The organism is Prochlorococcus sp. MIT2304 (genome assembly GCF_059772405.1).
In genome coordinates this window covers 799361-825210 of sequence record NZ_CM186286.1, presented here as the reverse complement: position 1 = coordinate 825210, position 25850 = coordinate 799361, and the positions used below count along the sequence as shown (strand labels likewise).

The window sequence follows — 25850 nt, the reverse complement described above, 5'->3', positions numbered from 1 at the left end:
AAGCATTTTTTACTAAAATTTAAATAAAGCTTAAATAAATTTTTTAATTTGTGAGGTTAAATGAGAATAAAAAAATCATATATATTTTCTTCATCAACAGCTGCAATATTATTTCTGTTAATAGGCTCCCCAGCCTTCTCGATTACGAAAGCAATCTTTGGGATATTTCTTCCAAATGAAAAAATAGCTTTTACTATATTGTTTTTATTGATTTATATATTTAAGGATAAATTAAATAATAATTTCATACGTCTTATTAAATTATCATTAATTATACTTCTTTCATATGCATTATTTTTTGTATTAAGAGAGTTATTTTTAGGTGTATTGATAACTATTCCTAATATAAATAATTTAATGGGTCTAGTTTCTACTATTATTTTGAGTTCGTATTTATCTTTATTAAAACCTAGAGTTATTACGAAAGCATTACTTTATGCAATGATAATCCAAGTTTTAATTGCTCTTATTCAAATATATGTCCTTAGTTTAGGAGATATCGAATTGTTTAGTAAGTTCAATAATTATTATTCTCAATGTATATTATGTACAGGTTATCGTCATCCTATTACAACTTTTGGTTTATTTAGAGTTCCAGGACTTTTCAATGAGGCCTCAGGACTCTCGTCATTCTCTGCTATTAGCCTTATTTATTCTATATCCATTTCAAAGTTAACTAAATATTGTAGATTAATTCCAGCTTATTTTTCGCAAATTAAAAATAATGAAGACTTTAGCTCCAAGGATGAATTAACTATTATTTCTCTGATGATAATTTCGACCATGGGATTATTACTATCATTTTCAACTACAGGATTACTGATGGTTATAATATTTTCCCTTCTACTAACTTTTGATTCTTTAACTAATAGATTAGGAAGCATTAAATTAAAATATATATTTATCCTTGTAGGGGTATCATTCATATCTATAAAGTTAAATCTATTTGGATTATTTTTTAATACATTTTCTAACTCACAGAGATCAGACTATACCTATGAAGTTTTTTCAGGTTTATTTGAAAAGCCCGATGTCACTTTTTTCTTCGGTTCAGAAGCTATTTGGTCCGGAGCAAGCTGGGATATAATAAGTAGATTTATCCAAGTGCTTGGATTGTTGGGATCTATACCTTTGTGGCTAACAATTTTCTATCTTATTTTTTCTAGAAATTTTGTTTATTGTTTGTCTATTATACCTATATTTTTGTCAAATGCTCAATTTTCAATGGCCCATTCAATCTTATGCCTAGGTTTAATTGTATTAATTAATTTTAAAAATGCAAAATCAATCATAATTATTAATTGAATAAAATAAAATTACTATTTGTCTTTCATTTATAAGAATAAATATGTTTTCAATATTTGTTTAAAAGTTTTACTTTTTTTGATTCCTAAACTAAAGCTATTATTTAGCCTAAATATTATCTTAAACTTATAAGCTCATACTGTAATCTTTTTATATATAATAACTAAGTTGCTTTGTTTCATTGAATAATTTCAACTCAATCAAAGGAGATCTGTTAAAGCAGAAGTTGACTCCAAAGGAATTTTATGCAAAGGACTCTAAACAGTATAAATTTGATTGGATTGTTAATTGTGATCCGAAATCTGTGCTAAAGCTAAGAAATTCTGATCATGTTTTAAAATATATGAATACAACTGATAAAATCACGTTTGAAACACATAATGAATTTATTCAAAAATATTTATCATTAGAAAGAATAGATTTTATGATAATTTCTTCAGAATTAAAAATTTTAGTTGGATGTGTTAATATTGTTTTAACTAATAATGGCTGGGAAATAGGTAAGTACATTGGGAATCTTAAATTTCATGGAAAAGGAATTGCCAAACTAGCGACAATATCACTTATTGAGTATTTTAGATTTCATTTTCCTTGTGTTAAGTGTATTTTTGCTAAAACTAAAGTTTCTAATAATTTAAATATCTATATTAATCGAAGTATTGGCTTTATCGACTACAAAACTCTTTCAAATGATTTTCTATTAATGAAAAAGGTTCTTTAATTATAAGTTTATAATTTTCCTGGAAATAGGTTTTCAATATCTTCAAGATCTTATTTTATCAGTTACATCAAATATCCCTTTGTTTTCAACTTTATATATTTTTTTGCAGTATTTCAAGCTAGATAATCTATGAGCTATCATTAATAATGTTATTTTCGAATTTTCTCCTACAATAGAGTTAATTACATTCTCTTCTGTTTGATGATCTAGTGCACTTGTTGCCTCATCCAATATTAGTATTTTACTTTTCTTATAAATAGCTCGAGCTATTCCGATTCTTTGTCTTTGCCCTCCACTTAACCTCACTCCTTTTTCTCCCACTATTGTATTTAATCCGCGAGGTAAGATTCTTATATAGTCTTCTAAATTAGCAGCCCTAATTGCTCTTTTTACACTTATCATGTCGATATGGTCTGGTCTTATTCCAATTGCAATATTCTCTAATATTGAGGAATCAGCTAAAAATATAGATTGTGGAACATGAGAAATACTATTTCTCCAAATGTTCATCTCTTTAAAATTCGAATAATTTATTATTTTACTGTCAATTTTTATTTCTCCTTTGGTTGGCGGTAGCAGCCCCATTATTAAATCTATAAGTGTACTTTTCCCACTCCCTGACTCTCCAATTATGCCTATAATATCATTCTTATATATCTTTAAATGTAAATCATCTAAAATATTTATCTTAGAGTTGGGATATTTATAGGAGACATTTTTTAACTCTATAAATGATTTAATATTTATTTTCTTTGTCTTATCTTTATGAACATATTTTTTGTTATGAGGTAATTCTAATAATTCTATGACATTCTTTATAGAATCATTACTTGCCTTGAAAACAGCCCATCCTGAATAAGCTTGTTGGAGCGCAGGTAATATTCTTTGTGAACCAAGAGCTATACCAGCCAATGTTGGTAGAAGTAAAGTACTTTCATTAGCCGCATCTCTTAAATATAAAGTGGCAATTATTAATATCAATAAACTTATGCACTCTAATGCATATCTAGGGGAAAATGTTAGAAACCTTGTTTTTGCTTGGACAGTTCTCAATTTTCTATTTTGTATTGAGAATGTATTAGCATAATATTCTTGATTACCGTCCATAAGTAAATCTCTGATTGCACCAAATCCCTCTTGTAGTGATTTGAATTGTGCCTTATTTAGATCAGCAAATAATTTGCTTTGAATAGAAAGTCTCTTTTTTGTTAGAACTGCAATTAAAATATAAGCAGATGTAAAGCTTGTAATACCTATTAATGCTACCTTCCACTCTATAAGTAGCATTGTTATAACAATACCTAATGATATAAGCAATGAGGTTATTACCTGTAGAAGCATATTTATAGCTTCTACAACCATTCCTACTTCTGTAAGGATAGTAGCTGTAAGACTACTAGAATTCCAGGATATCTGAGTTTCATATTCTTGATTTAAAGTTTTTTGAAAAGCTTCTCTACAAATATCACTCCCAATTGCAGCGGCCATTCTGGAATTTAACCATAAGTTAGCCAGTCTCAAAAGTGTTGCTAAAATTATAGCAATTGTAAATATAATAGCTGCAGTGATTAATGAATTTTCTAAGTTTAAATAAGGTAAATTCTGTGTTAATTTATTAAATGAATTATTTTGATATAGAGTTTCTTTGTTTGATACTATTCCTATAAATGGGATGATCGAACTTAGTAGGATTACTTCTGAAATACTTGAAGCTATCATTACAATTAAAAGCCCTGTTAATTGTTTTTTCCTCCTTTCACTTAAATATGTCGAAAGTTTAAAAATTTGTTTAAAAGTATTAAATTTAGAGCTGTTTTGTGAATTCATAAAATCCAATGCTAATCAACATAAGGACATATTAATTGATAGTAAACTATCTTGAACATAATAACTATCAATTAGGTACTTAATTATTCCCTCGCGTATCCCTTTTGCTTCTTATCGCCATAAATCTTCTGATAATGAACTATTCCATGCTAAAGGAAGAATCGCCTCCCATGCTTTTTGCCCGTCGTTCCATTTTGGCGCAGATATATTATTAAACTTTTTCCATGCCTTTAAAGCTTTTGGATAGTAAACACTATCTATATTGCTCGATAAAACGTTTTCAATATTTTGTTTTAATTCTTTTTTAAACCATTCATGTGAAGGCGTATTCCATCCAATTTTTGATCTCCTTGTTCTTACGGGTTCCATTAATATCTTCTTCAGAGAATCTCTTTGTATACGCTTAGTGAATGATCCTCCAATTTTACTTGAAGTTGGTAACGAGAATGAAAGAGCGACTAGTCTCCAATCCATAAATGGCATTCTTATTTCGACACCGTTGGCCATTGAACATCTATCATATACTCTTAACAAAGTTGGTAAAATTGTAAAATGAAAAATTTCATATAGGACTTGATTAAATATATCCATTTCTTTAAATCTTGGGTGCATTTCAATTTCTGATATTCCCATTGCGAAACTAAGGTCAATATCAGAGTCGTTTTTTCTCAATAAATATTTAATTTTAGATCTTATAAATTTGTATTTTTTATACAGTAGTTCATATAATTTATACTTTGCCCATTTTCTTTTAATTTTCTTTTCTTTGTATGAATAAATACCCGTCCTTGTTGACTCATCGATTGCAATTAATTCGGCAAATTCATTTTTTGTTTTAGCGCATGCAAATGCTTTCTTTATGTGCCCGTACCCAATAAATAATTCATCGGCTCCATGTCCATCTAGAGTTACGCTGATACCACTTTTTTTAATATTTTCATAAGTCATCAACATAGGTAAAGGTAAAGTCAAGTATGGATCTTCGACTATTGATAGTGATTTGGTTATTGATATTTCAAAATCTTCAGGTTTAATTATAACTTTATTTAATGGTAAAGATAGATCTTTTGCTAAAGATTCAGCCCAGTATGTTTCATCAAGGCTAGATCCAGGGAACGAACTATGAAAAACATGTTGCCAATCATCACTAAAGCTGTCGTAATTATTATTTCTCGCAATGTGATCCATCGCTGCGACAATACAGCTTGAGTCTAATCCTCCACTCAAAGCACTACCAATCGGTACATCGGATCTCATTCTTATTTCAACAGAATTCATAAAAATTTCTTTCCATTGTTCTACTTGCTGTAAATACGATTTTTTATTAGGTTCTATAAAATCCAATGTATTCCAATATTGCTTATGAGAAATTTTTCCTTCCTTGAATTTCAACATATATCCCGCTCTAATTCTACTAATTCCATCAATTACGCATAAATCAGTACTTTCATAATTAAAAAGATAATTAATACAATCATCAATATTTTCTGATGGCTGAATTGAATCTAGAAAAGGTGTAATTGATTTCATTTCAGAACCAAATATTAATTTATTATCATTAGTTAAGGTATAATATAATGGTTTTATTCCAAATCTATCTCTACTTAAGATAGCTTCTTTTGTACGTCTATTCCATAGACAAAAAGCCCACATCCCATTGCACCTTAATTGAAAATCTTCACCATAGTAAATAAGTCCCTCAAGTAAAACCTCAGAATCTGAATTTGAATTAAAGATTATACCTTTACTCTTTAATTCATCTCTAAGCTCGAGAAAATTATATATCTCTCCATTAAATGTTAAAACATATTGACCATCTTTTGAAACTAATGGTTGATTCCCTGATTCTGAAAGATCTAATATTGCCAATCTTGTATGACATATCGTAATTGGATACTCATTGATTGGAGAAATCCAATATTGATTACCATCTGGCCCCCTATGTGATAATTTATCTATCATTATTTTTGCTTTTTCATTATTTCTTTCTCCAATCAGGCCTGCAATACCACACATATTATTATTAATAAAAATGATTTATTATATATTATAAACTCTCAAGAAATATTTTACAATGAAACTATTATTTTGTGTTCATAAAGAACTTTTTTTGTCTAAGAATGAAAATATTATTAGAAATACAAAAAATTTAGAAGTAGCGATATTGTTCTTAATTAATTTATATCTTATTAAAAAAGGGTTCGTTTAACCGAGTATTTGTATAAATCTTAAATTGAAAAAGTTAGGGTAGTCGATTAATCTATAATTTCTACGAGTGAAATTTTATTTATAGACAACTTATTTTATATTAATAGTATAAAATATTTCAAATAGTCAAAATTTATATTTTAATAAATTACTAACAATTCTTCGAAAAAGATTAATTATTACGGTATATAGAATAATAAGAGTTTAATTTTAACTATAAATCAGTCCAAATTAATAAGCACAGCTCTATCTTAACTTTTGATGTGTTTATTATTTGCTTTAGTTATGATGGGAAAAATCGTTTTATAGATTTAATGTTAAATAAATTAGACTACTCCGATTAATTAAATTTAATACATTATAGTATCTATCTAAGAATAATTTTTTAAAGGTTTCTTTCTTATATTGTCTCTAGGATTGATCGATGTTAATAAACATGATTTAAATTATCTAAAAATATAATGCTATTTTTATTTTTTATGTAAAATATACTTTATCAAAAAGATCCTTTGTTATTCCAAATAAATATGTAACTAAATTTTATTTAAATAAATATTCTTCAGAAAATACATACTTTTGTAGTTAATTAATTGATTTCATCCAAGAATAGGCTTTCTAGATTAACTATATTGGCTCTTGAGAATCTTTCCCGTTATCGTGCTATAGTTCACCTCTGATTATTTTAATTTTATTAAACTATAACATCAAACATTCAAACTTCTATAAAAGGAAGATCTTTTATTTCTTCCCATTGTTCTGCAGCTGAAGAATTACTTAATTTATTTCTTATAAAATGTTCCTTATAACATGCAGTATTTTTGTAATCTGTATCAATTAACTTATCTTTTCGTATAAAGATTAGATTTAACCCTTCAATATTATCTGAAAGGTAATATTCATTTCCCAAAAGATTTTCAAATGCTTTGATCGATGCGCCATGGTACCATCCGCTTTTATGATATTCATGTCGATCAAAATTTTCATCATAAGGTATTGTTATTGGGCGAATCCCTAATGAAGCATTGTATTCTACAATGATTATTTCTGGTTTAACTAAGGAATAAATCTCTTTCAGTATCCAATAATCTACACCATCTATATCTATACTTAATACTCCTAGCTTTCCATCATTGTTAGATATAAAAGTTGAGATAGGCTCAATTGATCCACACTTTATCCAATGCTTTATTGATCTTGTTGATAAATTCAACTTTGTGAAAATTCGATTAGCTAATAGGCATGTGTTTTTATTTGCATCAATTAATAAACCTTTATAATTTAATTTAGTTAAATCAACACAATTATATTCACTTACACTAAAACCAAACTCTATAAAAGTTCTTGATATAGTATATTTTTTGGCATAATAAGTAAGATATTTATTTTCTAAATCATTGTTTTGTGATTTGGCTTTTATATTCCAGATTATATGTGGAAAATGTTTCCAAATGAAATTTGATAATTTTTTTTTAAAATTTTTTATCATACTTTTCTTCAGGTTATTAATATTATAATATAAAATTAATTTATTATCTTATTTAGATTTGTCTACAGCTTTTTTGATAAGTTCAAGATATTTTTCAGTAATAATTTTTCTTGATGCATTTTTTATTAAATAATTTCTTGCAATTTGACTAGTTTTCGTATATGAAGTCCTGTCCTTTTTTAAATCTATTATCCACTCGGATAATCCAGATGAATCTCCATTATTGAACCACTTTCCAAATTTATTATTTTCAATAGTTGTTTTCAAATATGAATTATCTGGCGTTATTGCCGCGATAGGGCTACCAGCAGCAAGATGCGCATATAGTTTTGATGGTGCAACTAATCCTTCGGTTCCTATCCCAAGAGTAACGACACCAATATCTCCGCATCCAATTGTATATCTCAAATCCTCGTATTCCTGATAAGGGAGAAACTTGCAATTTTTTAAATTTAACTCCTTTGCCAACTTTTTGATTCTCTCATTTTGAAATCCACCACCTATAAATATAAAGTTTATATCTTTTTCCTCTTTCATAATCAATGCTGCTCCTATTAATGTAGTTAAGTCATGACATCTACCTTGATTCCCTGAATAGAGAACATTAAATGTATTTGAAATTATATTCTTTTTGGCGAACCAATTATTTTTTTTATCTATGGGATAAATATTTTCAGAATCTGCCCAACTTGTTATTACTGATACTTTTGACTCAATGTTTTTGTGATTACTTACTATTCTTTTTCTCATTGAATCACTAAGTACAATTATCTCTTCTGAATTTGTAAATACATATTGATTTATCTTATTCCATAAGCGAACAAGCCAGTTTTTTTTCTTTAATACAGATAAGCCTGTTAATAAATCTGGGTATAAGTCATATAAAATAACAATATAAGGTGATCCAGTTAAAAATTTAACAATTAAACCAAGCATAGGCAGGTATGGAGGTTCAGTTGTAAAGACTAAAAGGTCTCCTCTTCTTGATTTTTTAATTAATCTAATAGAAATTCTTAAGCAAAATAAAATCCCATTAATTGCTCTGCCTCTAATTCTCTCTGGCCAGAATCGAGATAAAGATGTTCTTCTTATGCATATATTCTCGCTAATCTCTAGTTTCTTGGCATTACAAAACTTATATGCATATGCAGGAAGTCCAGTTAAAATCAAAGTCTTTATATTTTTCTTAGCTAGTGATCTTGTTAGTTCATTAAGCAGTTGACCAGTAGCAGCAAAGTCAGGGGGAAAATACTGAGATATTATTGTTACTTTGATTGGTTTAATCTTTTGTTCGGAACTCTTATAATTATCAGTAGTATTATTTTTAAATTTATTTTTGTGGAAATTCATATATGATTTTTTGCAATACTTAAAACTTAAACAATATCTAATGTTTAATATTATTGATAATACTATTTACCCTTATTTTATTCCTTTATTTACTTTTGTTGTAAACGATTTGAAATAATTTACTGGTGACAAACGAAATAATAAAATAATTAAGCAATATAAAAAAGTTATTCTATAGAAAATTATTTTTAAAATATTATTTGATTTATTCTTAGATGCTGTACTTGCGTTATAATTATGTCTTCTATAAAGAGTGTAGCTACAATTAGAATAAGTTACATTGCTAGCGATTGATCCAATTATTCCAATCCAAATATCGTGCTGTGGAAGTAAAGAGGGGAAAGGAAGAGCAATTTCAAGTGCTTTCCTATTAAAGGCAAGACAACAGCCTAGGTATCTATTTTTATAAAAATTCGAACAAATTGAACTATTAAAGCCCCCTCTTGATTTCATAAAATCAGATTCAATTAGTTCTGACTTATGATTAATTATTGATGCATTATGTACATGTATTGATGGTTGACTTTTAAGTATATTGCTTTTATTTATTAGATTCTCTAACTTTTCTGGCTTCCAAATATCATCTTGATCACATAAAACAATTATATTTCCTGTCGATAATTTTAATACTTGTTCAAAGTTTTTCTTGATCCCAATTTGAGATTTATTGCTATAAATTTTTATTCTTCTTTCTTTATTTTTATATGAATAAAGAATTGATAAGGTTTTATCTATTGATTTATCATCGCAAATTATTAATTCCTTTACTAAATGGATATATGATTGATTTAGGATAGAATCAAGTTGCTCCTCAATATATTTATCTCCATTATATGTACACATGCATATAGAGATTTCTCTTCTAGAAGCGACCATTGAATATTATTTTTATTAATGATTTACAATAATAATATATAGGATGAAATATTGCAATTATAACAAGCCATGATCTTTTATTTATGCCTAAAATATAGTCAACAGAAGCGACCATTAAAGGCGTCTTTAGCGTTGCAGAACGACCATTTGGATCGACTGTAGATAAGATTTTTTTGCTTATTATATATGACGTTTTACTTGATAAAGTAGTTAATCTAATAAATAAGTAGTCAGCCGCTGTGAACTCTCTACTATTAATATAATTACCAAATTTATTATGGAGATTCCTTTTATATATCACAGCCTGATGATTAAAGCGTAATGGCTTTATTGATGCTTTCTTTCTTATATTATTTGTTTGATATGTCCAAGAATAGAATAATATATCTAAAGGTTTTGAATTTTTTTCATTATATTCTTTTATATCTTCTGTAAATGATATTATAGAAAAATTGTCATAGAAATAGTCTCCACTATTTAGAAACAAGATATAAGATTTATTTGTATAATTTAATGCTTGATTCATTGCATCATAGATACCCTCATCTTTTCTACTTATATATTTAATATGGAAAGAATATTTTTCTAAAAATTTTGGAAAATTTCTTACTATACAATCTTTAATAATTACTTCACTTGGTTTCATTCCTTGGTTCTCGATAGAATCAAGTGTCGAAATCAGCTCCATGTCATTATTCATCGTTATAGTAATAATTGATAGATCTTTTGCAGTTGAATTCATTTTTATTTGATATTGATTATTTTATAAATTCTTTAAATACATCTATTATTTTCTTTTGTATTCTCCACATTATCGATTTTGAGAAATGGGTTTTGAAAGTAAAGAGATCCGCTTCAACTGATCTTATAAGAAAAGATGGATGTTTTATTGGTAGAAGACCACTGCTTGAGTATTTTGTTTCTATTAAATGTACTGGCGATTGACCTGTCTTCGTATTTGTCGCATTTATTCCAAATCCTATATTCGAGACTAAGTTTTTATTGGGTAGAATCGTTAGCCCTCCATTCATAAGACATGAAAGATACCATCTCATAGCCCATGAGTCAGGCTTGCCTTCTCTAATCATTTTATTTATATATTTTTGCCAAAAACGAGATTCTCTTTTTGATATAAAGATTGAATCTAGATGTTTATTCTTTAAAAAAGCGTTCCATTTTGTCATTTTATGATCATAGTTTGACCATCTACTTTTCCATGTTGCCCAGCACCAGCAGTGATTATATACACTCAAGTAGTAGCTACCATCTCCTATTAATCTACCTTTTTGCAAATTGACTGCACCAATACACCATATTCTTTGATCTTGTTTATATTTATCAAGTAGAATCTCAGCATATTCAAAATAATCTACATGTGGTATACAATCATCTTCAATAATAATTCCATAATCAACTTGATTGAAAAACCATGTTATTGCAGAACTAACTGCATTTGCACAACCAAGATTTTCATCGTTTAAGTTAGAAGTTAATTTACAATCCCAGTAGATCTCTCTCTTTACCGTATCTATTGTCTGTTTTACTTTTTCTTCTTCGTTAGGTACAGTCTTTCTAGGACCATCGCAAGAGAAGTATATACTTCTAGGTTTAATTTGACTTATCGCTTTTATAACGCGACTTACTGAATCAGCTCTGTTCCAAGCAAGAATTAATATTGGAACATCATATCTTTTCATTTAATTAAATTTAGAAATATTTATTTTTAATTTAGATAAAATCACTTTTTTAATTTAGTTCATTTTTAATGTAAAAATTACTAAATTCATTTAAATTTTTAAATATTAATACATCATTTTTTACTTCTTCCTCTTTAAGGGTTTCTTTACCATTCCCTGTAAGAACTAAGCAGGCTTTTATTTTCGCCGCTTTTGCTGCTTGAATGTCTTTCAAGCTATCCCCTACAAAATATACACTTTCTGGATCAGTATTATAATATTCTAAAATAGAAATTAGAAGGCCAGGCTTGGGTTTCCTACAACTACAATTATCAGATGGTAAATGTGGACAAGTTCTTATTAAGTCAATTTTGCCATAATATTTGTCAACATACTTTATGAGTTTTTTATGTATGTCATTTAATGTTGACTCTGAGAAAAGTCCTCTACCTATACCAGATTGGTTTGAAGCTATAGCAATCTTTACTCCCTTTCTTGATAACTTTGAGATCCCATACATTGAACTTCTAATTGCCTTCCATTCCAATGTACTCTTAATGTATTCTTTTGAATCATAGTTAATAACCCCATCTCTATCAAGTATTACTAATTTTTCTAAATTCTTATTGCTTTTCATTATTTATTAAGTTAATTAATTTTATTTTTCTGTATCTTTTCAATTATCTTAGTAGTTGAATAACCTTCTAAAATCTTAATTGTTTTAACAACACCTCCATAGCTTTTTACATATGAAGAACCTACTATTTCATTCTTTTGATAATCAGAACCCTTTACAAGTATATTTGGAGAAATTAATTTGATTAATTTCTCTGGAGTCTTTTCATTGAATGAAACTACCCAATCGACAGATCTTAATGAGCTTAATATTTCTAATCTAGATTCTAATTTATTTATTGGCCTACCTGAACCTTTAGAAAGTTTTCTAACTGATTCGTCGCTATTGACTCCTACTATTAATATATCTCCAAGTTTACTTGCCTCTTCTAGATATTTTGTATGACCGTTATGAAGTATGTCGAATACACCATTCGTAAAAACAATTGTTTTTTTCTGATCAGCATATTTATTGACAATTGATTCAATTAAATCCTCTTTTAGAATTCTTGAATTAGATCTAAAATTTTTATTTATATACTTTTCAACTTCAAATAAAGATATGGATGAAGTTCCTACTTTCCCTACAACTAATCCTGCTGCATGATTTGCAAATTCAACAGAATCTCTTATAGATTTACCCTTAGATAAACATGCAGCAACAGCAGCTATTACTGTATCACCAGCGCCCGTTACGTCGAAAACTTCCTTGGCTTGCGAAGGAAGTTCATAAATATCATTATTTTTGTTTATTAAAATCATTCCATCTTTACCTTTAGTTATTAATAATGCATGAAGGTTAAATCTTTTTATGACTTTGTATGCTTCTGTTTCTAAATTATAACTCCCTTTATTCTTGTGAATTAATTTATTAAATTCATTAATATTAGGCTTAATTAGGTAAGCATTTGAATATCTTTTAAGATCCTTTCCTTTTGGATCTATAAGAATGATTTTATTATTTTTATTAAGAAAATTAATTATTTCAGTTATCTCATTTAGGCTTCCTTTGTCGTAATCAGAAATAATTATTATTTCAAATAAGTCTATGTTATCTTTAATTCTTTCTAAAAGAAGTGTTGCTTTTTCTTTTGATATTTGTTCCTCTTCATCTATTCTTATAAGTTGTTGATTTCTTGCAAGAACTCTTGTCTTTACAGTTGTTTTATAATTATCAATAGTAATAACTTCTGGAGAAATTTTTTTACCTTTAATTGAGTTTAAAAATTCTTTCCCATTATTATCATCCCCTATAAAACCAAATAGTATAACTTCTGCTCCAAGTGTTGCTAAATTAGTTGCTACATTGGCAGCACCTCCAGGTAAGTTTATCTCATTAGTATTTGAAACTACTGGGACTGGTGATTCTGGGGAAAGTCTTGATGAGTCACCGTAAAAATATCTGTCGAGCATTATATCTCCTGCTACAGCAATTTTTTTGTTTCCAATGGGTTTAGGATCATTCATGACTATAGAATATTATTAAATACTAAATTTATATAAAATATCATTTTTTATCTCAATAAATTTTTTTTATTATAATTCAGATTTAATTAGATCTATTAAATTATTTGGAGAAATAAATGAAATACATGGATATGATTCAGTCTCGATTTTTTCTGGATGGTTGCATTTCCAATCACAATGATAACATTTCATATGATTGTATAAAGGCGTGGGTATTAAATTTTTAATTTTTAAATTAGTAGGATATGGTACAAATCTAGAAAAATGTCCACCTCCAAGAATACAAATAGATTTTGTATTCGTTGCCACAGCCATGTGAATAGCCGCTGACTCATTTGCAATTAACATTTTTGCATTATTGATTAAGCATAATAATTCGGTTAGTGTTGTTTTTCCGGTATAGTTTAAAACTCTATTTTTATTATGATCATTTAAATTTTTAATTATATCGATTCCAATTTGGGATTCATTAGCTGCACCTGTTAGTACAATTTTTAAATTTGTACTTACTAATATATTATCAATTACTTTTGAAAAAAATCTAGATGGCCATCTCCTATAATTGTCCTGAGCACCATGACTGAAAACTATGTATTCTGTATCTAATAGATTATTAATTAAAAAAGAATCTGTAATTATACTTTCCAGATTAAATATTTCACTTTCTGGAAGTGGAACTTTTATGTAATCTAGTATAGCTGAATTCTTTTGAAGTTCATGCTTTTCTTGTGAATTATGTTTTATTAAATTAGTATACCATCTGTTGGTAATAAACCTTTCTAATTTGTTACCTAGATTGCTTTCACCATAGGAGCCAATCTTTTTGCTTGACGAAATTGCTCTTACAACTGTATCAGATATTAAAGATGTCCTTGTATAAGTAGTATGAATAACTTGGTCACAAACTATCCTGCTAAGTTGTCTTATTATAACTTTTCTATATACTCCTCTATGAGAAAATTTTTTAGTATTGATTATAATTATTTCGTCAAATATATCCAAAGAATATGCAAGATCTTTTACTATTTTATTACATATCAAGGTTATATGTTTGCTCCTAAAATAAGATTTGATTTGATTTGCTGTTGATAACCATAATATAAAGTCACCTATTGAATCTAATTTTATAAGTACTATATTTGTACTCTTATTTTCTTTTCTAAAAAATAGTTTAGATTTAATTATTATATATGTATCCTCAATAATTAATAGAAATCTTATGATTAAATTGATTACCTTTTTAAGCATATATTAATTCCTTTTTTTTTTTCGCAATAATTATCGTTTCAAAGCCGTAGTAACACCATGAATAAAAAGTAGCTAATTTTGGAGATTGTAATTCCTTTAAAAATCCTATTAAGTAAAAAATTAATGGCTTATATTCTCTTATGGATTTTATTATTGTGAAATTTGAACTTAAGATCTCATCTTTTAGCCATTTAAATGAAACCGGATTAGATTTGTGAGTTTTATCATCATAATAATTAAGGGTTCCTTCTCTTGATGGAAAATTTACTGACTTTTCAGATGGTGTTACAAGATAGATAATACCACCTTGTCTAAGAGAATTTAGTATAGCTTTTAGACATGCGATTCTATTATCAACATGTTCAATATTATGGTATGAGATAACTACGTCAATATTTGATTGTTGATTAATACATTTAATAAAATCATTACGATCTACAAGGTAATATTCATCCGCTAATCTTTGTGAGCTTTGGTTATAATCCATTATATCGATACCAATATAATGACATTTAGGTAGTATCTTTTTTACTTTTTGCGGAGAATTATTACCACAACCAATATCTAGTATGCGCGATTTTTCAGGTAGTCTTCGTAAAAACTGTTCATAACCTAGAGGATTAATTAATAACTTTAATCTTATTAGAATTATATTAAATACTTTTAAACTTACTTTTAAGTTTTTAAAATTTTTTATTAATGAACTTTTAAAAATCATAATTAAAACTTTTTTCTATAAAATTAGAAATTGATGTAATAATATTTGATTTTGAATTCAAAATATCATTATTAGAACCATTATTTGCCATAGATCTCCATTCATTATAATTCCATTTTATACCCCAGCTGCAAATATTGGCGATATAATTTAATACTTTTTTTTCTGAGAAATACTTTATTTTATCCGAGCTTAGATCTGATATAAAGTTTTGTATTCCTGAATCTCCTTGATATTCCTCTCGGATTAATTCTTTGAACTCTGGCATACCTATACAAGCGCATGGTAATCCACCCATTATTCCTTCTAATATGGAAGTCCCTGATATGCCTATGACGCCTTCAACTAAAGATAGAGTCTTTTGAGGAGAAGTATCTGGATTTAAAAGTACTATATTACCCAGAGCCTTCATACGTTTATAAAATACAATTTCTCTATCACCTATCATTTCTCTCGCTTCTTTAACAAGTAGCTTATATCCTATTGGAAGCAATGTTGAAATATCCTTTATATAATCCTCTTCATAGTATTTTTTGGAAAATGTTAATGTACTGGATTCAGGTAAAACATGCATAGTGAATAATATATATTTAAAACCGGACTCAATTTCTTTGATAACAAATTTCTCATCACTGAAAATTTTATTTTTTTTTATTTCTATTAAGGATTTCCTGGTATAACGATTAACGAAAAATCTAAAGACTTTTATAGGATCAGAATAAAAGAACTTTAGATTAGGTAGTGTTTCTAATCTGTCTAATTTTCTTTTAGCTTTTTTGGTTTTTATAATTATGCTTATTTTGAGTAATTGAAGTATTCTAATAAATAAATATTTTAAATTTTTTAGTATTACTTTTATAGTAAATATAATATCATAATTTTTATGATGATAATTGTTCTTGGTTGCTAATTTTTTATATGTTATAGTTTCTAATTTATTCCTTTTCAATAATTTTTTGGCAACATTTAGATATTTAAGTTTCTCTTCTTCTAGGTTTTTAATAGGTACAAAATTTCTATCTAATGGAGCAATATAGCTCGTTATTCTAGAGTGCGATAAGCAACAATATTTATATTTATAGTATTTAGACATTGAAGCTGATAAAACTTTAAGGAAACAATTTCCCAATATACAAATACATAAATCAGGTTTAAATGTCTCAATTATCTCCATATACCATTCTATTATTTCTAGTGCTAAGCCAAGTCTTAATTGATCATTATTTGGAATATTGTAAAATGGCTTTCTTGAATGGTGATCATCATAGAAAGTTGGAGATGTCCTCAAAAGTTGCCTTATACTTCTTCCATTTATTTTATTTTTTTCAATTAGAGAAAGTCTTTTCCATAGATCTTTACTTAATTTTCTTTCTTTTAACTTCTTGTTAAATCTTTTTATAGGTATGTCAATACCTATATAATCATCCCTTGGCATTTGATCAAATTCTGTTGCGGTACTTTCAGCACCTTCAATGATTAGGCAATTGTAATCTAATTCTCTTAGGTTTTTAGTTAAGCTAAGTATTTTACAACCTTCATTTTCATAGGATATAACTAATATTTTCTTTTTTGCTTGCATATTTATTTGTATTCAAAAGCTTACATAACTTTAATTTATCATGATTAATTAACTTTTTCAATCCACTTTTACTATTGTGCATTTATATGAATCTTTTGCATGGATAGTCTTTTCTTGTCTCAATTGAATTCAGAGCCGTCAAAGTCTGATATTGATTTCTTGTACAAGTTACTTAGTCAAAGGAAGTTTTTTATAAGTCATAAAAAACTTCCAACTTATGAAGAACATTCAAATTTTGTCCGCTCTCATCCTTATTATAAATGGTTTCTTGTGAAACTTAGCTCTATTAATATTGGATCTATATATATTAATATTGATAATAGTGTTGGTGTACACTTTCTAAGTGATTATCTAGATTTTATAGCTGAAAGTATTAACATTTTGGAGTCTACCGAGAAGCCACAAATACCAATCTTGAGTGTTAGGCCTAGTTACTTTTTCTATAATGTTCATCCAGATGATTCCTTTATGAATAGTATTCTCTCTGAGTTAGGCTTTCAAGTATCAAAGATTAGTTATAGAAAAATGCCAATAGTTTCTTAAATTTAGATAGTAAAACATTATTATTTTACCTATAAATCTTCAATCATATCTTTTGATAAAGGTTCTCCATATTTGATTTGTCTTTTTGCTTTTTTCCCTAGGACTTCTTTAATTAGTTTGGGTAACATTCCATTTCCAGGTCTAATAGATTTAATATTATCTGCAGTTAGTTTTTCACCTTTTTTTATTGCTTTTACGGCATATAAAGATCTTCGGTTTCTTAATACTAATTTTTCTGAATCAATAGGCTGAAAAACTACTTTACCCAATGCTGCTGATACATTTGACGCCTGTATTACCAATTCTTTTAATTCATTAGGTTCAATCGAAAACTTACTATCAATTCCTCCATCTTTTTTATTTAATGTAAAGTGCTTTTCAATAAGGATGGCTCCCAATGCTGATGCTGCTATTGGTACTATTGTCCCCTCCGTATGATCTGATAGACCTACATGTACGTTGAACTTTTTTGATATTTCTAACATTGTTCTTAGATTAGAGTCTCCTATAGGAGTTGGATAAGCAGATGTACAATGAAGGATAATAATATCCTTTGCTTCATTATCTTTAGCAGTGTTTATAGCTTCTGTAATTTCAGATAATGTTGCCATCCCTGTAGACATTATGATTGGCTTTTTAGTTTTTGATACAGATTCTATTAACGGTAAATCTATAAGTTCGGGCGATGCAATTTTATATATAGGATTACCTAATTTCTCTAATAAATTTATAGCTTTATTATCAAATGGAGATGAAAAAATTGTGATTCCAATCTCTTTACCAAAAGTAAAGATCTTTTCATGCCACTCCCATGGTGTATGAGCTTCTTCGTAGATATCATAAAGTTTTCTTCCTTTCCAAAGACCACTTTGTTTTATAAAATCTTTACCGTCGTGATCAATTGTAATTGTATTAGGTCTATAAGTTTGTATTTTTACTGCGTCTGCTCCGCATTCTTTAGCGACCTCAATGATTTTTAGGGCCCTTTCTAGCTTTCCATTGTGATTGCCTGACATCTCAGCTACAATATATGGTTTTCTACCTATTCCTACCTTTTTACCATCCAAGCAAATCTGATTAATCGACATGGTCCTAATTACTTTTTTATTTACTAACAATAGAATATGATTAAAGAATTTTTAGATGTCTATTTTTCTTCCAAAACTTTGTCTTGGGACTGCTCAGTTTGGATCAAATTATGGGATTACAAATGTCAATGGTAAATTACCTTTTGACTCAGTAAGGTCTGTTTTAAATTTAGCATCAAAGTTTGGAATTAATTATCTTGATACGGCAAAAGCTTATGGTGACGCACAGGAGACTATAGGAAAATGCTTGACTGAGAAAATTAATTTTAAGATTATTTCTAAATTTAAAGAAGAAAACATTAGAGATTTCAGCCTAATTGATGAAGAAAATTGGGATAAAGAACTTGAAAACATATTATCATCACTATCACTTAGATCAATAGATTCTTTGCTTTTACATTCTCCTTCATGCTTAACTAACAAAAATGTGAATATTCTTTATAATTGGTTTTCTAAAATAAAGAAAGATGGCCTTGTTTCATATGTAGGCCTATCAATATACGACGGTATAGATATAAAAAATGTTGACTTAAGTGTTTTTGATATTGTTCAAATTCCCTTTTCATTGTATAATCAAAACCTCCTTCTTGATGGGACAATAGAAAAGCTTTTAAGTTCTAATTGCACAATTCACGTACGTAGTATTTTTCTACAAGGACTTCTTCTTCTTAAGTCAAGTAAATGGCCTAATTGGATAAAAAAAGATTTTTTATCTAAGCATTTAATGCTTGAGGATCTTTGCGCAAAAAGGAAAATTTCGTTATTGGACTTATCTCTGAGCTTTATTAAGTCTTTGTCATTTGTTGATACAGTTATATTTGGTATCTCTTCATCTTCTGAATTAAATCAATTCATGAATTCTTGGAGTCAAATTTATAGTGAATCACCTTCTGATTATACTATTTGGAACATAGATGATATTGAATTTGTAGATCCTCGCTTCTGGCCTAGATAAAATGAAAGAATGAATGCTTTTAATAAATTTCTTTAGTTTATGATTTATATAGATATATAATATTTTAATTCGTCCAAATAATTAAATGAATATTATTCCTGCTCATAGATCATTAGCTAAATCTAACAAACTTATCAGAAAAGCTAGAAAAATAATACCTACAACCACTCAAACTCTCTCTAAAGGACCTTCCCAGTTTGTGCAGGGAATAGCTCCAATCTATGTTGAGAGAGGAGAGGGTTGTCATATTTGGGATGTTGACCAAAACAAGTATCTTGATCTAATGATGGGGTTGTGGTCAGTCACTTTGGGATATGGGTTCCCAGAAGTCGTAGAGGCTATTAATCAGCAAGCTATTAAAGGTCAAAATCTTAGCCTAATGCATCCTTTAGAAATAGAAGTAACAGAATTATTATTGGAATTAAATCCATGGGCTGATATGGTTCGTTTTGGTAAAAATGGTTCTGATGTAACAACAGCAGCAGTAAAAACAGCTAGAGCTTTAACTGGTAGAACAAAAGTAGTTAGATGCTCTGGAAGTTATCATGGATGGCATGATTGGTATAACTGCCATACTGAGAGAAACTTAGGTGTGCCCGAGATAAACAAAGAACTTTGTTTACTTTTTGATTTTAATGATTCAGAGGGTTTTGTAGATTTAATGAAAAGAGAGGGTAATAATGTTGCTTGCGTGATTATGGAGGGAATGACTACTACATTTCCAGAGAAAGAATTTTTAAATATTATCGAAGAGGTCACACATAAGTATGGAGCTATATTGATATTTGATGAGATTATCAACGGATTCAGATTGTCGACCGGCGGTGCAAGAGAATATTTTAATATAGATGCAGATATGGTTACCTTTGGTAAAGGTATTTCTAATGGATCTCCTTTATCTGCATTGGTTGGAAAAAAAGAATGTATGGAAGTTTTAGAAGATGTATTCTTTAGTTTTACATTTGGTGGTGAGCCAGTTTCTTTGGCCGCAGCTAAAGCTTCTTTGATTTGCACACAAAAATATAAAACAATAGATCATCTTTGGAAAATGGGTTCAAAGCTTAAAACTGGTATGGAATCATTAGTTAGCGAATATAATTTAGAAGATTTTGTTAAACTTAATGGCTCTGCTGTTAGAACAGTTTTGGGTTTTTACAAACCAGATTACGATAATAAATTTGATTATAATTTAAAAAGTCTATTTCAACAGGAAGTAATTAAGAGAGGCGTTTTAATAGCAGGATCTCATGCAATTTCTTTTGCTCATAAAGATGAGCATATTAATTTAGTATTAGAAGTATACAATGACGCTCTTTCAATTCTTCAGAAAGCTATTGAAACTGATAGTGTTTTATCACGTATTGAAGGTGAAGTTATACAGCCTATTCTAACCAGACCAAGCTAGTTGATCTCTATCGCTATAAATTTCCAAGGTAAATAAATCTGACTTGTAAACGTTAATCTGGTACCATCTAGTTCTCTCTTGGTATAACTTTGAAGACCATTCGTTTTACGAGGGAGATCAAAAGGCATAATAAAGTCCTCAATCTTAATAATTTTTGAATTGTATTTTCTTAAATAGTTTTCAAGTTCAATTATGGGAATTATATTAAATTTGTATTCTTTGTTATTGATTATATCCTTAGCAGATGTAGTAATGTAAATACTGTCATGAGTAAATAATGAGTTTATAATTAAGTATTTATTAGTCACCTCCATTATCTTGTCTAAGGCCTCAAATGGTTCGTCAATAGCAAATAATGTTTGAATGAAAATAGAAATATCGGGTTTAAAATTTAAACTGCTTTTTATATCATATAAATCACCTTGAATCAAAGAAATATTTTTAATATTATTGCTTTCAATGAAGTTATTGCCTAATGTTATTGCTTCATTGGAAATGTCAATTCCATAATAGTTAATATTCGAAAAACATTTAGATAGTTCTATAATATTGGAACCACTACCACAAGCTATATCTAATAAAGTATAATCAACTTTCTCATTCAGGATACTTTTAGCAAACTCTGTAAGCTTTTTCGTGCTTTCATATGTCTTTTCAAGTTGTCTCTTATGGTATTCATATGATGTTTTGTTTTTGTACTTAACCATAAATAATTTACTTACTTCCTTTTTATATATTAACATTATTTTGATGATAATAAAAAATAAATGAATTTGTTAAGCAAGATCCATCCCATACGTCTAGGTGTTATTGGCTCTAGTGAAGGGAATGGACACCCTTATTCTTGGTCAGCAATTTTTAATGGTTATGATTATGTAGAAATGTTAGCTTGCCCATTCCCTGTAATACCTCAGTATCTATCAAATCAAAAGTTTCCCGATGATTTTCTTGAATTAGCTAATGTAACTCATATATGGACTCAAGATTTAAGCCTTTCAAAAGATATTGCAAAGTGTTCGCTAATACCCAATATAGTTCATAATAAATTGGATTTAATTAACAATGTTGACGCGATACTTCTAGCCAGAGATGATTCAAAAAATCATTTAAAAAATTCATTGGAATTTATTAAACTTGGAATACCAATATTTATTGATAAACCTTTTGCTTTAAAAGTTGATACTGCTAAATTAATTTATAATAATTGTAAAAATACTGATTTGGTTTATACAAGTTCATCTCTATCATTTTCACCAAGCTTAATTGAATTTTCAAATTTTTTAAAGAAACACGGTAAAATTAAATCAATAAATGCTAAAATAAAGGGTAAATGGGATACTTATTCTATGCATTTAATTGAGCCCATTCTAAAACATTTTATTGATTGGGATCAAGAGTTTAAAGTTATAGATAAATTTTCCTCTAATTCTATAACTAAATTGTCCTTGAGATCTTCTGAAAATACAGATTTAAATCTTATAACAGATTTAGAATTTAATTCAAAACCTGTTTTTGAGTTTTTAATAGATGACTCTGTTTTTATATATTCCTTTACTGATTCTTTCCTTTCATTTAGAAATACTCTTGAAAACTTTGTCAATATAATTAAAGGTAAGCGAAAACCTTTGAATCCGAATTTTGTAATTAAAACTGTCTCACTACTTGAGTCCGGCACTTAATGATTCTTTTTTTATTATTCTAATTATATGAAAAATATTTCTTTTGATAGTTCAATCGTGGCTATCGTTCAAGCAAGAATGGGTTCAAATAGATTACCTGGTAAAGTTATGATGTCATCCTTTAATAAGCCTATTCTCCTTCATTTGATAGAGCGAATTAAGATTTCAAGGCATATAAAAAAAATAGTAATTGCTACCTCTTCAGAACCTCTTGATGATGCAATAGAATGTTTCTGTATTCAGAATAATATATCTTGTTTTAGAGGCAGTGAAAATGATGTGCTTAACAGGTACAAATTAGCAGCTTTAAAGTTTAATGCTGAAATTGTTGTAAGAATTACTGCAGATTGTCCATTGATTGATTATAGAATCGTTGACCATGCTATTGAGCTTTTTATTAATAAATATCCCAATTTTGAGCTTGTAACTAATCGTTTTCCTTTAACTTTTCCAGATGGATTGGATGTTGATGTTATGGATATTAATTCATTAATTGACGCCGAGAAGAACGCTAATGATTTAGTATATCGTGAACATGTTGTTCCATATTTCTGGGGAACAAATAGAAGATTTTTAAATTTTACCGATCCAGATAATGGATTTAAAACCTATCGTTGGACTCTTGATTATTTAAATGATTTTCATGTTATCTCTTCGATAATTAATAATCTTTATCCAACCTTTGGTCCCCAGTATGTCACTGAGAATATAATTAGCTTTTTAAAAAACAGACCAGAACTTGTTAAATATAATAGTATTTATATTCATTGATCTCGTAAAATATCATCTAACGATTTTATAATTCTGTGCTGGTCTATTTCTTTTAATTCTGGGTATAAAGGAAGTGATATTGCATTTCTGCTATAAGCTTCAGCATTAGGGAAGTCATTTTCTTTGAAACCTAATTCTCTATAGTATGGGTTTAAATGAACAGCATTATAGTGGAGTTGAACACCAATTCTTTTTTTGCGAAGCTCTTCAAACACATGCCTATGGTGCTTATAGCTTTTATTATTTAGCCTAATAATAAAAAGATGACATGCTGAAATAACCTCTTCCGGTATTACTAGCGGTTTTAGGGGTAAATTAGCTAACTCTGAGCAATATTTTAATCTTAGTTTGTTTCTTTTTGTTATTATTTTTTCTAATCTTTCTAATTGAGATAATCCTAGAGCTGCTTGAATATCAGTTAGCCTATAATTAAAACCTAAATAATGTTGTTCATAAGTCCATGGTCCATTACTTTTATATCTAAATCTTTTTTCGTCTTTAATGATTCCATGACTTCTTAAATCTCTAATCTTTTCTGCTAAATCATCATCATTAGTTGTTACTACTCCTCCTTCACCTGTCGTTATTATTTTTACTGGATGAAAACTAAATACAGTTAATCTACTATATTTACAGCTTCCAATTGGTTCTGAACAATAAGATCCACCTATTGCGTGACTTGCATCTTCTATTATTTCAAAACCATATCTTTGAGAAAGTTTATAAATAGCTTTCATATTACAACTAGAGCCGCCAAGATGTACTACTAATAATATGTGAGGTAATTTATTATTTAATTCTGAATTTTCTAGTTTTTCCTCAAGTTTTTCTACACTTATAAGACCAGAGGTTTCATCAATATCCACAAAATCAATATTTGCATTGCAGTACCTTGCACAATTAGCTGAAGCAACAAATGTAATAGGAGAAGTCCATAGTGTTTTCCCAGTCTTGAGACCAAGCGCTAAACATGAAAGATGTAGAGCGCTGGTAGCGCTATTAGTGGATATTGAATGTAATGCATTTGTTTTCTTACTAAGAGCATTTTCAAATTTTTCTATTACTGGCCCTTGAGTAAGGAAATCACTCTTAAGCACCTTCTCTACAGCGCGGATGTCGTCCTTGGTAATATTTTGCTTGCCGTAGGGTATAAAATGTTCCACTAGATATTATTTGGATTTAAAATCTTTATCTATATGTAATTTAATCAGTTCTATTATTTCTTCTTTGCTAAGAAAATCTCTGTTTTTATCTGACCTATAGACAAAACCGGACTTAACTTTTTTATAACTAATATTATTGTTAGAATATTTTTTTTCTACACTACCGTCTGATGGAAGAATCGCATAACATTTCTCCAAGTCAATTGTTGAGTGACTGTCAGATTCCGTAACCATTTCTTCATTTATTTTTTCTCCTGGTCTAATACCAGTAATTATTTTCTTACAATTTGGACCAATTGCATCTGCCACTACGGTTATTTTATAACTTGATATTTTAGGTACAAAAATTTCGCCGCCTAAAGAGTTTTTAAGACACCAACCAACAAAATCTGTTGCATCATCTAACGTGATGTTAAATCTAGTCATTCTCTCATCCGTTATTGGTAAAACACCTTCTTTGAACTTGTTTAGAAAAAAAGGAATTACGGAACCCCTTGATCCCATAACATTTCCATAGCGAACAACTGAGAAAACTAAATCTCTATTGCCTTTTATATTATTTGCTGCTACAAAAAGTTTATCCGAACAAAGCTTAGTAGCTCCATATAAATTTATAGGGGCAGATGCTTTGTCAGTACTAAGAGCTATTACTTTATTTACTTTATTATTTAGAGATGCCTCAATAACATTTTGTGCTCCTAAAACGTTTGTTTTAACAAACTCCATTGGATTGTATTCCGCTTTAGGAACTTGCTTTAATGCTGCAGCGTGAATAATGGTATCAATACCTTCAGCGGCAAGTGAGAGCCTTTCTTTATCTCTAACATCACCTAAAAAAAATCTTAATTGCGGAAATTCTTTTTCTGGATACATTTCTTGCATTTCCCATTGCTTCAGCTCATCACGGCTATATATCACCAAACGCTCAATATGGGGATTGTTGTTTAGACATTTTTTTATAAACGATTTACCAAAACTTCCAGTACCTCCAGTAATTAGAATGCTTTTTACATTTTCATCAAGTTTCATCTTTCTTAGCTCTGAAATAGAAAAGAATAATTATCTAACTATCTTGGGTAATTAGACATAATAAGTTAATGATGGTTTATTTTATCATTTTGGAGTTAGTGAGATGGGAGCTTTAAATATAAATCATTGAAGCTTCTTCTT

The 25850-nt window shown here is 28.5% G+C and carries 23 protein-coding genes; 7 read left to right on the top strand and 16 right to left on the bottom strand.

The features are described 5' to 3' along the window. Positions 1-60: 60 nt before the first annotated feature. Together AC6EIY_RS05040 and AC6EIY_RS05035 are read left to right on the top strand one after the other, a co-directional pair. Positions 61-1305 carry a hypothetical protein gene (locus tag AC6EIY_RS05040; protein ID WP_498507954.1) on the top strand — a complete coding sequence of 415 codons (1245 nt, stop codon included), beginning with the start codon at positions 61-63 and terminating at the stop codon, positions 1303-1305. 226 nt (positions 1306-1531) lie between these two features. Beyond that, on the top strand, positions 1532-2026 hold the full coding sequence (locus tag AC6EIY_RS05035; RefSeq protein ID WP_498507953.1) for a GNAT family N-acetyltransferase: 495 nt from the start codon (positions 1532-1534) through the stop codon (positions 2024-2026). 42 nt (positions 2027-2068) lie between these two features. On the opposite strand, the gene AC6EIY_RS05030 is transcribed toward AC6EIY_RS05035, so the two are convergent. The 12 genes from AC6EIY_RS05030 to AC6EIY_RS04975 form a co-directional block, all read right to left on the bottom strand. Next, positions 2069-3853, bottom strand: a complete 1785-nt coding sequence (locus AC6EIY_RS05030; protein ID WP_498507952.1) for an ABC transporter ATP-binding protein — start codon at positions 3851-3853, stop codon at positions 2069-2071. 111 nt (positions 3854-3964) lie between these two features. Then, the gene (gene asnB, locus AC6EIY_RS05025) at positions 3965-5869 is read right to left on the bottom strand and encodes an asparagine synthase (glutamine-hydrolyzing) (protein WP_498507951.1); all 1905 of its coding nucleotides are present in this window, start codon (positions 5867-5869) and stop codon (positions 3965-3967) included. A gap of 904 nt (positions 5870-6773) precedes the next feature. Continuing rightward, positions 6774-7547, bottom strand: coding sequence for a hypothetical protein (locus tag AC6EIY_RS05020; RefSeq protein WP_498507950.1), 774 nt, complete (start codon positions 7545-7547; stop codon positions 6774-6776). Between the two features lie 48 nt (positions 7548-7595). Then, on the bottom strand, positions 7596-8897 hold the full coding sequence (locus tag AC6EIY_RS05015; protein ID WP_498507949.1) for a glycosyltransferase family 4 protein: 1302 nt from the start codon (positions 8895-8897) through the stop codon (positions 7596-7598). Positions 8898-8969: 72 nt separating this feature from the next. Beyond that, positions 8970-9773, bottom strand: a complete 804-nt coding sequence (locus AC6EIY_RS05010) for a glycosyltransferase (RefSeq protein ID WP_498507948.1) — start codon at positions 9771-9773, stop codon at positions 8970-8972. Beyond that, complete coding sequence (locus AC6EIY_RS05005; protein WP_498507947.1) at positions 9760-10515, bottom strand: glycosyltransferase; 756 nt, start codon at positions 10513-10515, stop codon at positions 9760-9762. The genes AC6EIY_RS05010 and AC6EIY_RS05005 overlap by 14 nt, the downstream gene beginning before the upstream one ends. Positions 10516-10531: 16 nt before the next feature. Beyond that, the gene (locus AC6EIY_RS05000) at positions 10532-11470 is read right to left on the bottom strand and encodes a glycosyltransferase family protein (RefSeq protein ID WP_498507946.1); all 939 of its coding nucleotides are present in this window, start codon (positions 11468-11470) and stop codon (positions 10532-10534) included. A gap of 49 nt (positions 11471-11519) precedes the next feature. After that, on the bottom strand, positions 11520-12086 hold the full coding sequence (gmhB, locus tag AC6EIY_RS04995; RefSeq protein WP_498507945.1) for a D-glycero-beta-D-manno-heptose 1,7-bisphosphate 7-phosphatase: 567 nt from the start codon (positions 12084-12086) through the stop codon (positions 11520-11522). 11 nt (positions 12087-12097) lie between these two features. Continuing rightward, positions 12098-13531, bottom strand: coding sequence for a bifunctional D-glycero-beta-D-manno-heptose-7-phosphate kinase/D-glycero-beta-D-manno-heptose 1-phosphate adenylyltransferase HldE (gene hldE, locus AC6EIY_RS04990; protein WP_498507944.1), 1434 nt, complete (start codon positions 13529-13531; stop codon positions 12098-12100). A gap of 69 nt (positions 13532-13600) precedes the next feature. Next, complete coding sequence (locus AC6EIY_RS04985; RefSeq protein WP_498507942.1) at positions 13601-14572, bottom strand: glycosyltransferase family 9 protein; 972 nt, start codon at positions 14570-14572, stop codon at positions 13601-13603. A gap of 199 nt (positions 14573-14771) precedes the next feature. Then, positions 14772-15497, bottom strand: a complete 726-nt coding sequence (locus AC6EIY_RS04980) for a class I SAM-dependent methyltransferase (RefSeq protein ID WP_498507941.1) — start codon at positions 15495-15497, stop codon at positions 14772-14774. Beyond that, entirely contained in the window at positions 15487-17076 is a 1590-nt protein-coding gene (locus AC6EIY_RS04975) for a hypothetical protein (protein WP_498507939.1), read from the bottom strand. Before AC6EIY_RS04975 ends, AC6EIY_RS04980 begins: the two co-directional genes overlap by 11 nt. 123 nt (positions 17077-17199) lie before the next feature. Here AC6EIY_RS04975 and AC6EIY_RS04970 point away from each other — a divergent pair, with 123 nt between their 5' ends. Then, positions 17200-17619, top strand: a complete 420-nt coding sequence (locus tag AC6EIY_RS04970) for a hypothetical protein (RefSeq protein ID WP_498507937.1) — start codon at positions 17200-17202, stop codon at positions 17617-17619. Positions 17620-17648: 29 nt separating this feature from the next. Here AC6EIY_RS04970 and pseI read toward each other — a convergent pair whose 3' ends face one another. After that, a complete protein-coding gene (pseI, locus tag AC6EIY_RS04965; RefSeq protein WP_498507936.1) occupies positions 17649-18707 on the bottom strand; it encodes a pseudaminic acid synthase in 1059 nt (352 codons plus the stop codon). Positions 18708-18762: 55 nt separating this feature from the next. Between pseI and AC6EIY_RS04960 the strand changes: the two genes are divergently transcribed. Next, on the top strand, positions 18763-19662 hold the full coding sequence (locus AC6EIY_RS04960) for an aldo/keto reductase (protein WP_498507935.1): 900 nt from the start codon (positions 18763-18765) through the stop codon (positions 19660-19662). A gap of 85 nt (positions 19663-19747) precedes the next feature. Beyond that, complete coding sequence (locus tag AC6EIY_RS04955) at positions 19748-21067, top strand: aminotransferase class III-fold pyridoxal phosphate-dependent enzyme (RefSeq protein WP_498507934.1); 1320 nt, start codon at positions 19748-19750, stop codon at positions 21065-21067. Here AC6EIY_RS04955 and AC6EIY_RS04950 read toward each other — a convergent pair. Then, the gene (locus AC6EIY_RS04950; protein ID WP_498507933.1) at positions 21064-21810 is read right to left on the bottom strand and encodes a class I SAM-dependent methyltransferase; all 747 of its coding nucleotides are present in this window, start codon (positions 21808-21810) and stop codon (positions 21064-21066) included. The two genes, AC6EIY_RS04955 and AC6EIY_RS04950, sit on opposite strands and share 4 nt — an antisense overlap. 24 nt (positions 21811-21834) lie before the next feature. On the opposite strand from AC6EIY_RS04950, the gene AC6EIY_RS04945 reads away from it, so the two are divergent. Together AC6EIY_RS04945 and AC6EIY_RS04940 are read left to right on the top strand one after the other, a co-directional pair. Continuing rightward, positions 21835-22746 (top strand): Gfo/Idh/MocA family oxidoreductase, encoded by a 912-nt coding sequence (locus AC6EIY_RS04945; RefSeq protein WP_498507932.1) that lies wholly within the window; start codon positions 21835-21837, stop codon positions 22744-22746. Positions 22747-22773: 27 nt separating this feature from the next. Beyond that, positions 22774-23517, top strand: a complete 744-nt coding sequence (locus AC6EIY_RS04940) for a cytidylyltransferase domain-containing protein (protein ID WP_498507931.1) — start codon at positions 22774-22776, stop codon at positions 23515-23517. Here the strand turns inward: AC6EIY_RS04940 and pseC are convergent. Beyond that, on the bottom strand, positions 23511-24680 hold the full coding sequence (gene pseC, locus AC6EIY_RS04935; RefSeq protein WP_498507930.1) for a UDP-4-amino-4,6-dideoxy-N-acetyl-beta-L-altrosamine transaminase: 1170 nt from the start codon (positions 24678-24680) through the stop codon (positions 23511-23513). The genes AC6EIY_RS04940 and pseC overlap by 7 nt on opposite strands. Positions 24681-24686: 6 nt before the next feature. Further along, positions 24687-25709, bottom strand: a complete 1023-nt coding sequence (gene pseB / locus AC6EIY_RS04930; RefSeq protein ID WP_498507929.1) for a UDP-N-acetylglucosamine 4,6-dehydratase (inverting) — start codon at positions 25707-25709, stop codon at positions 24687-24689. Between the last annotated feature and the right edge of the window lie 141 nt (positions 25710-25850).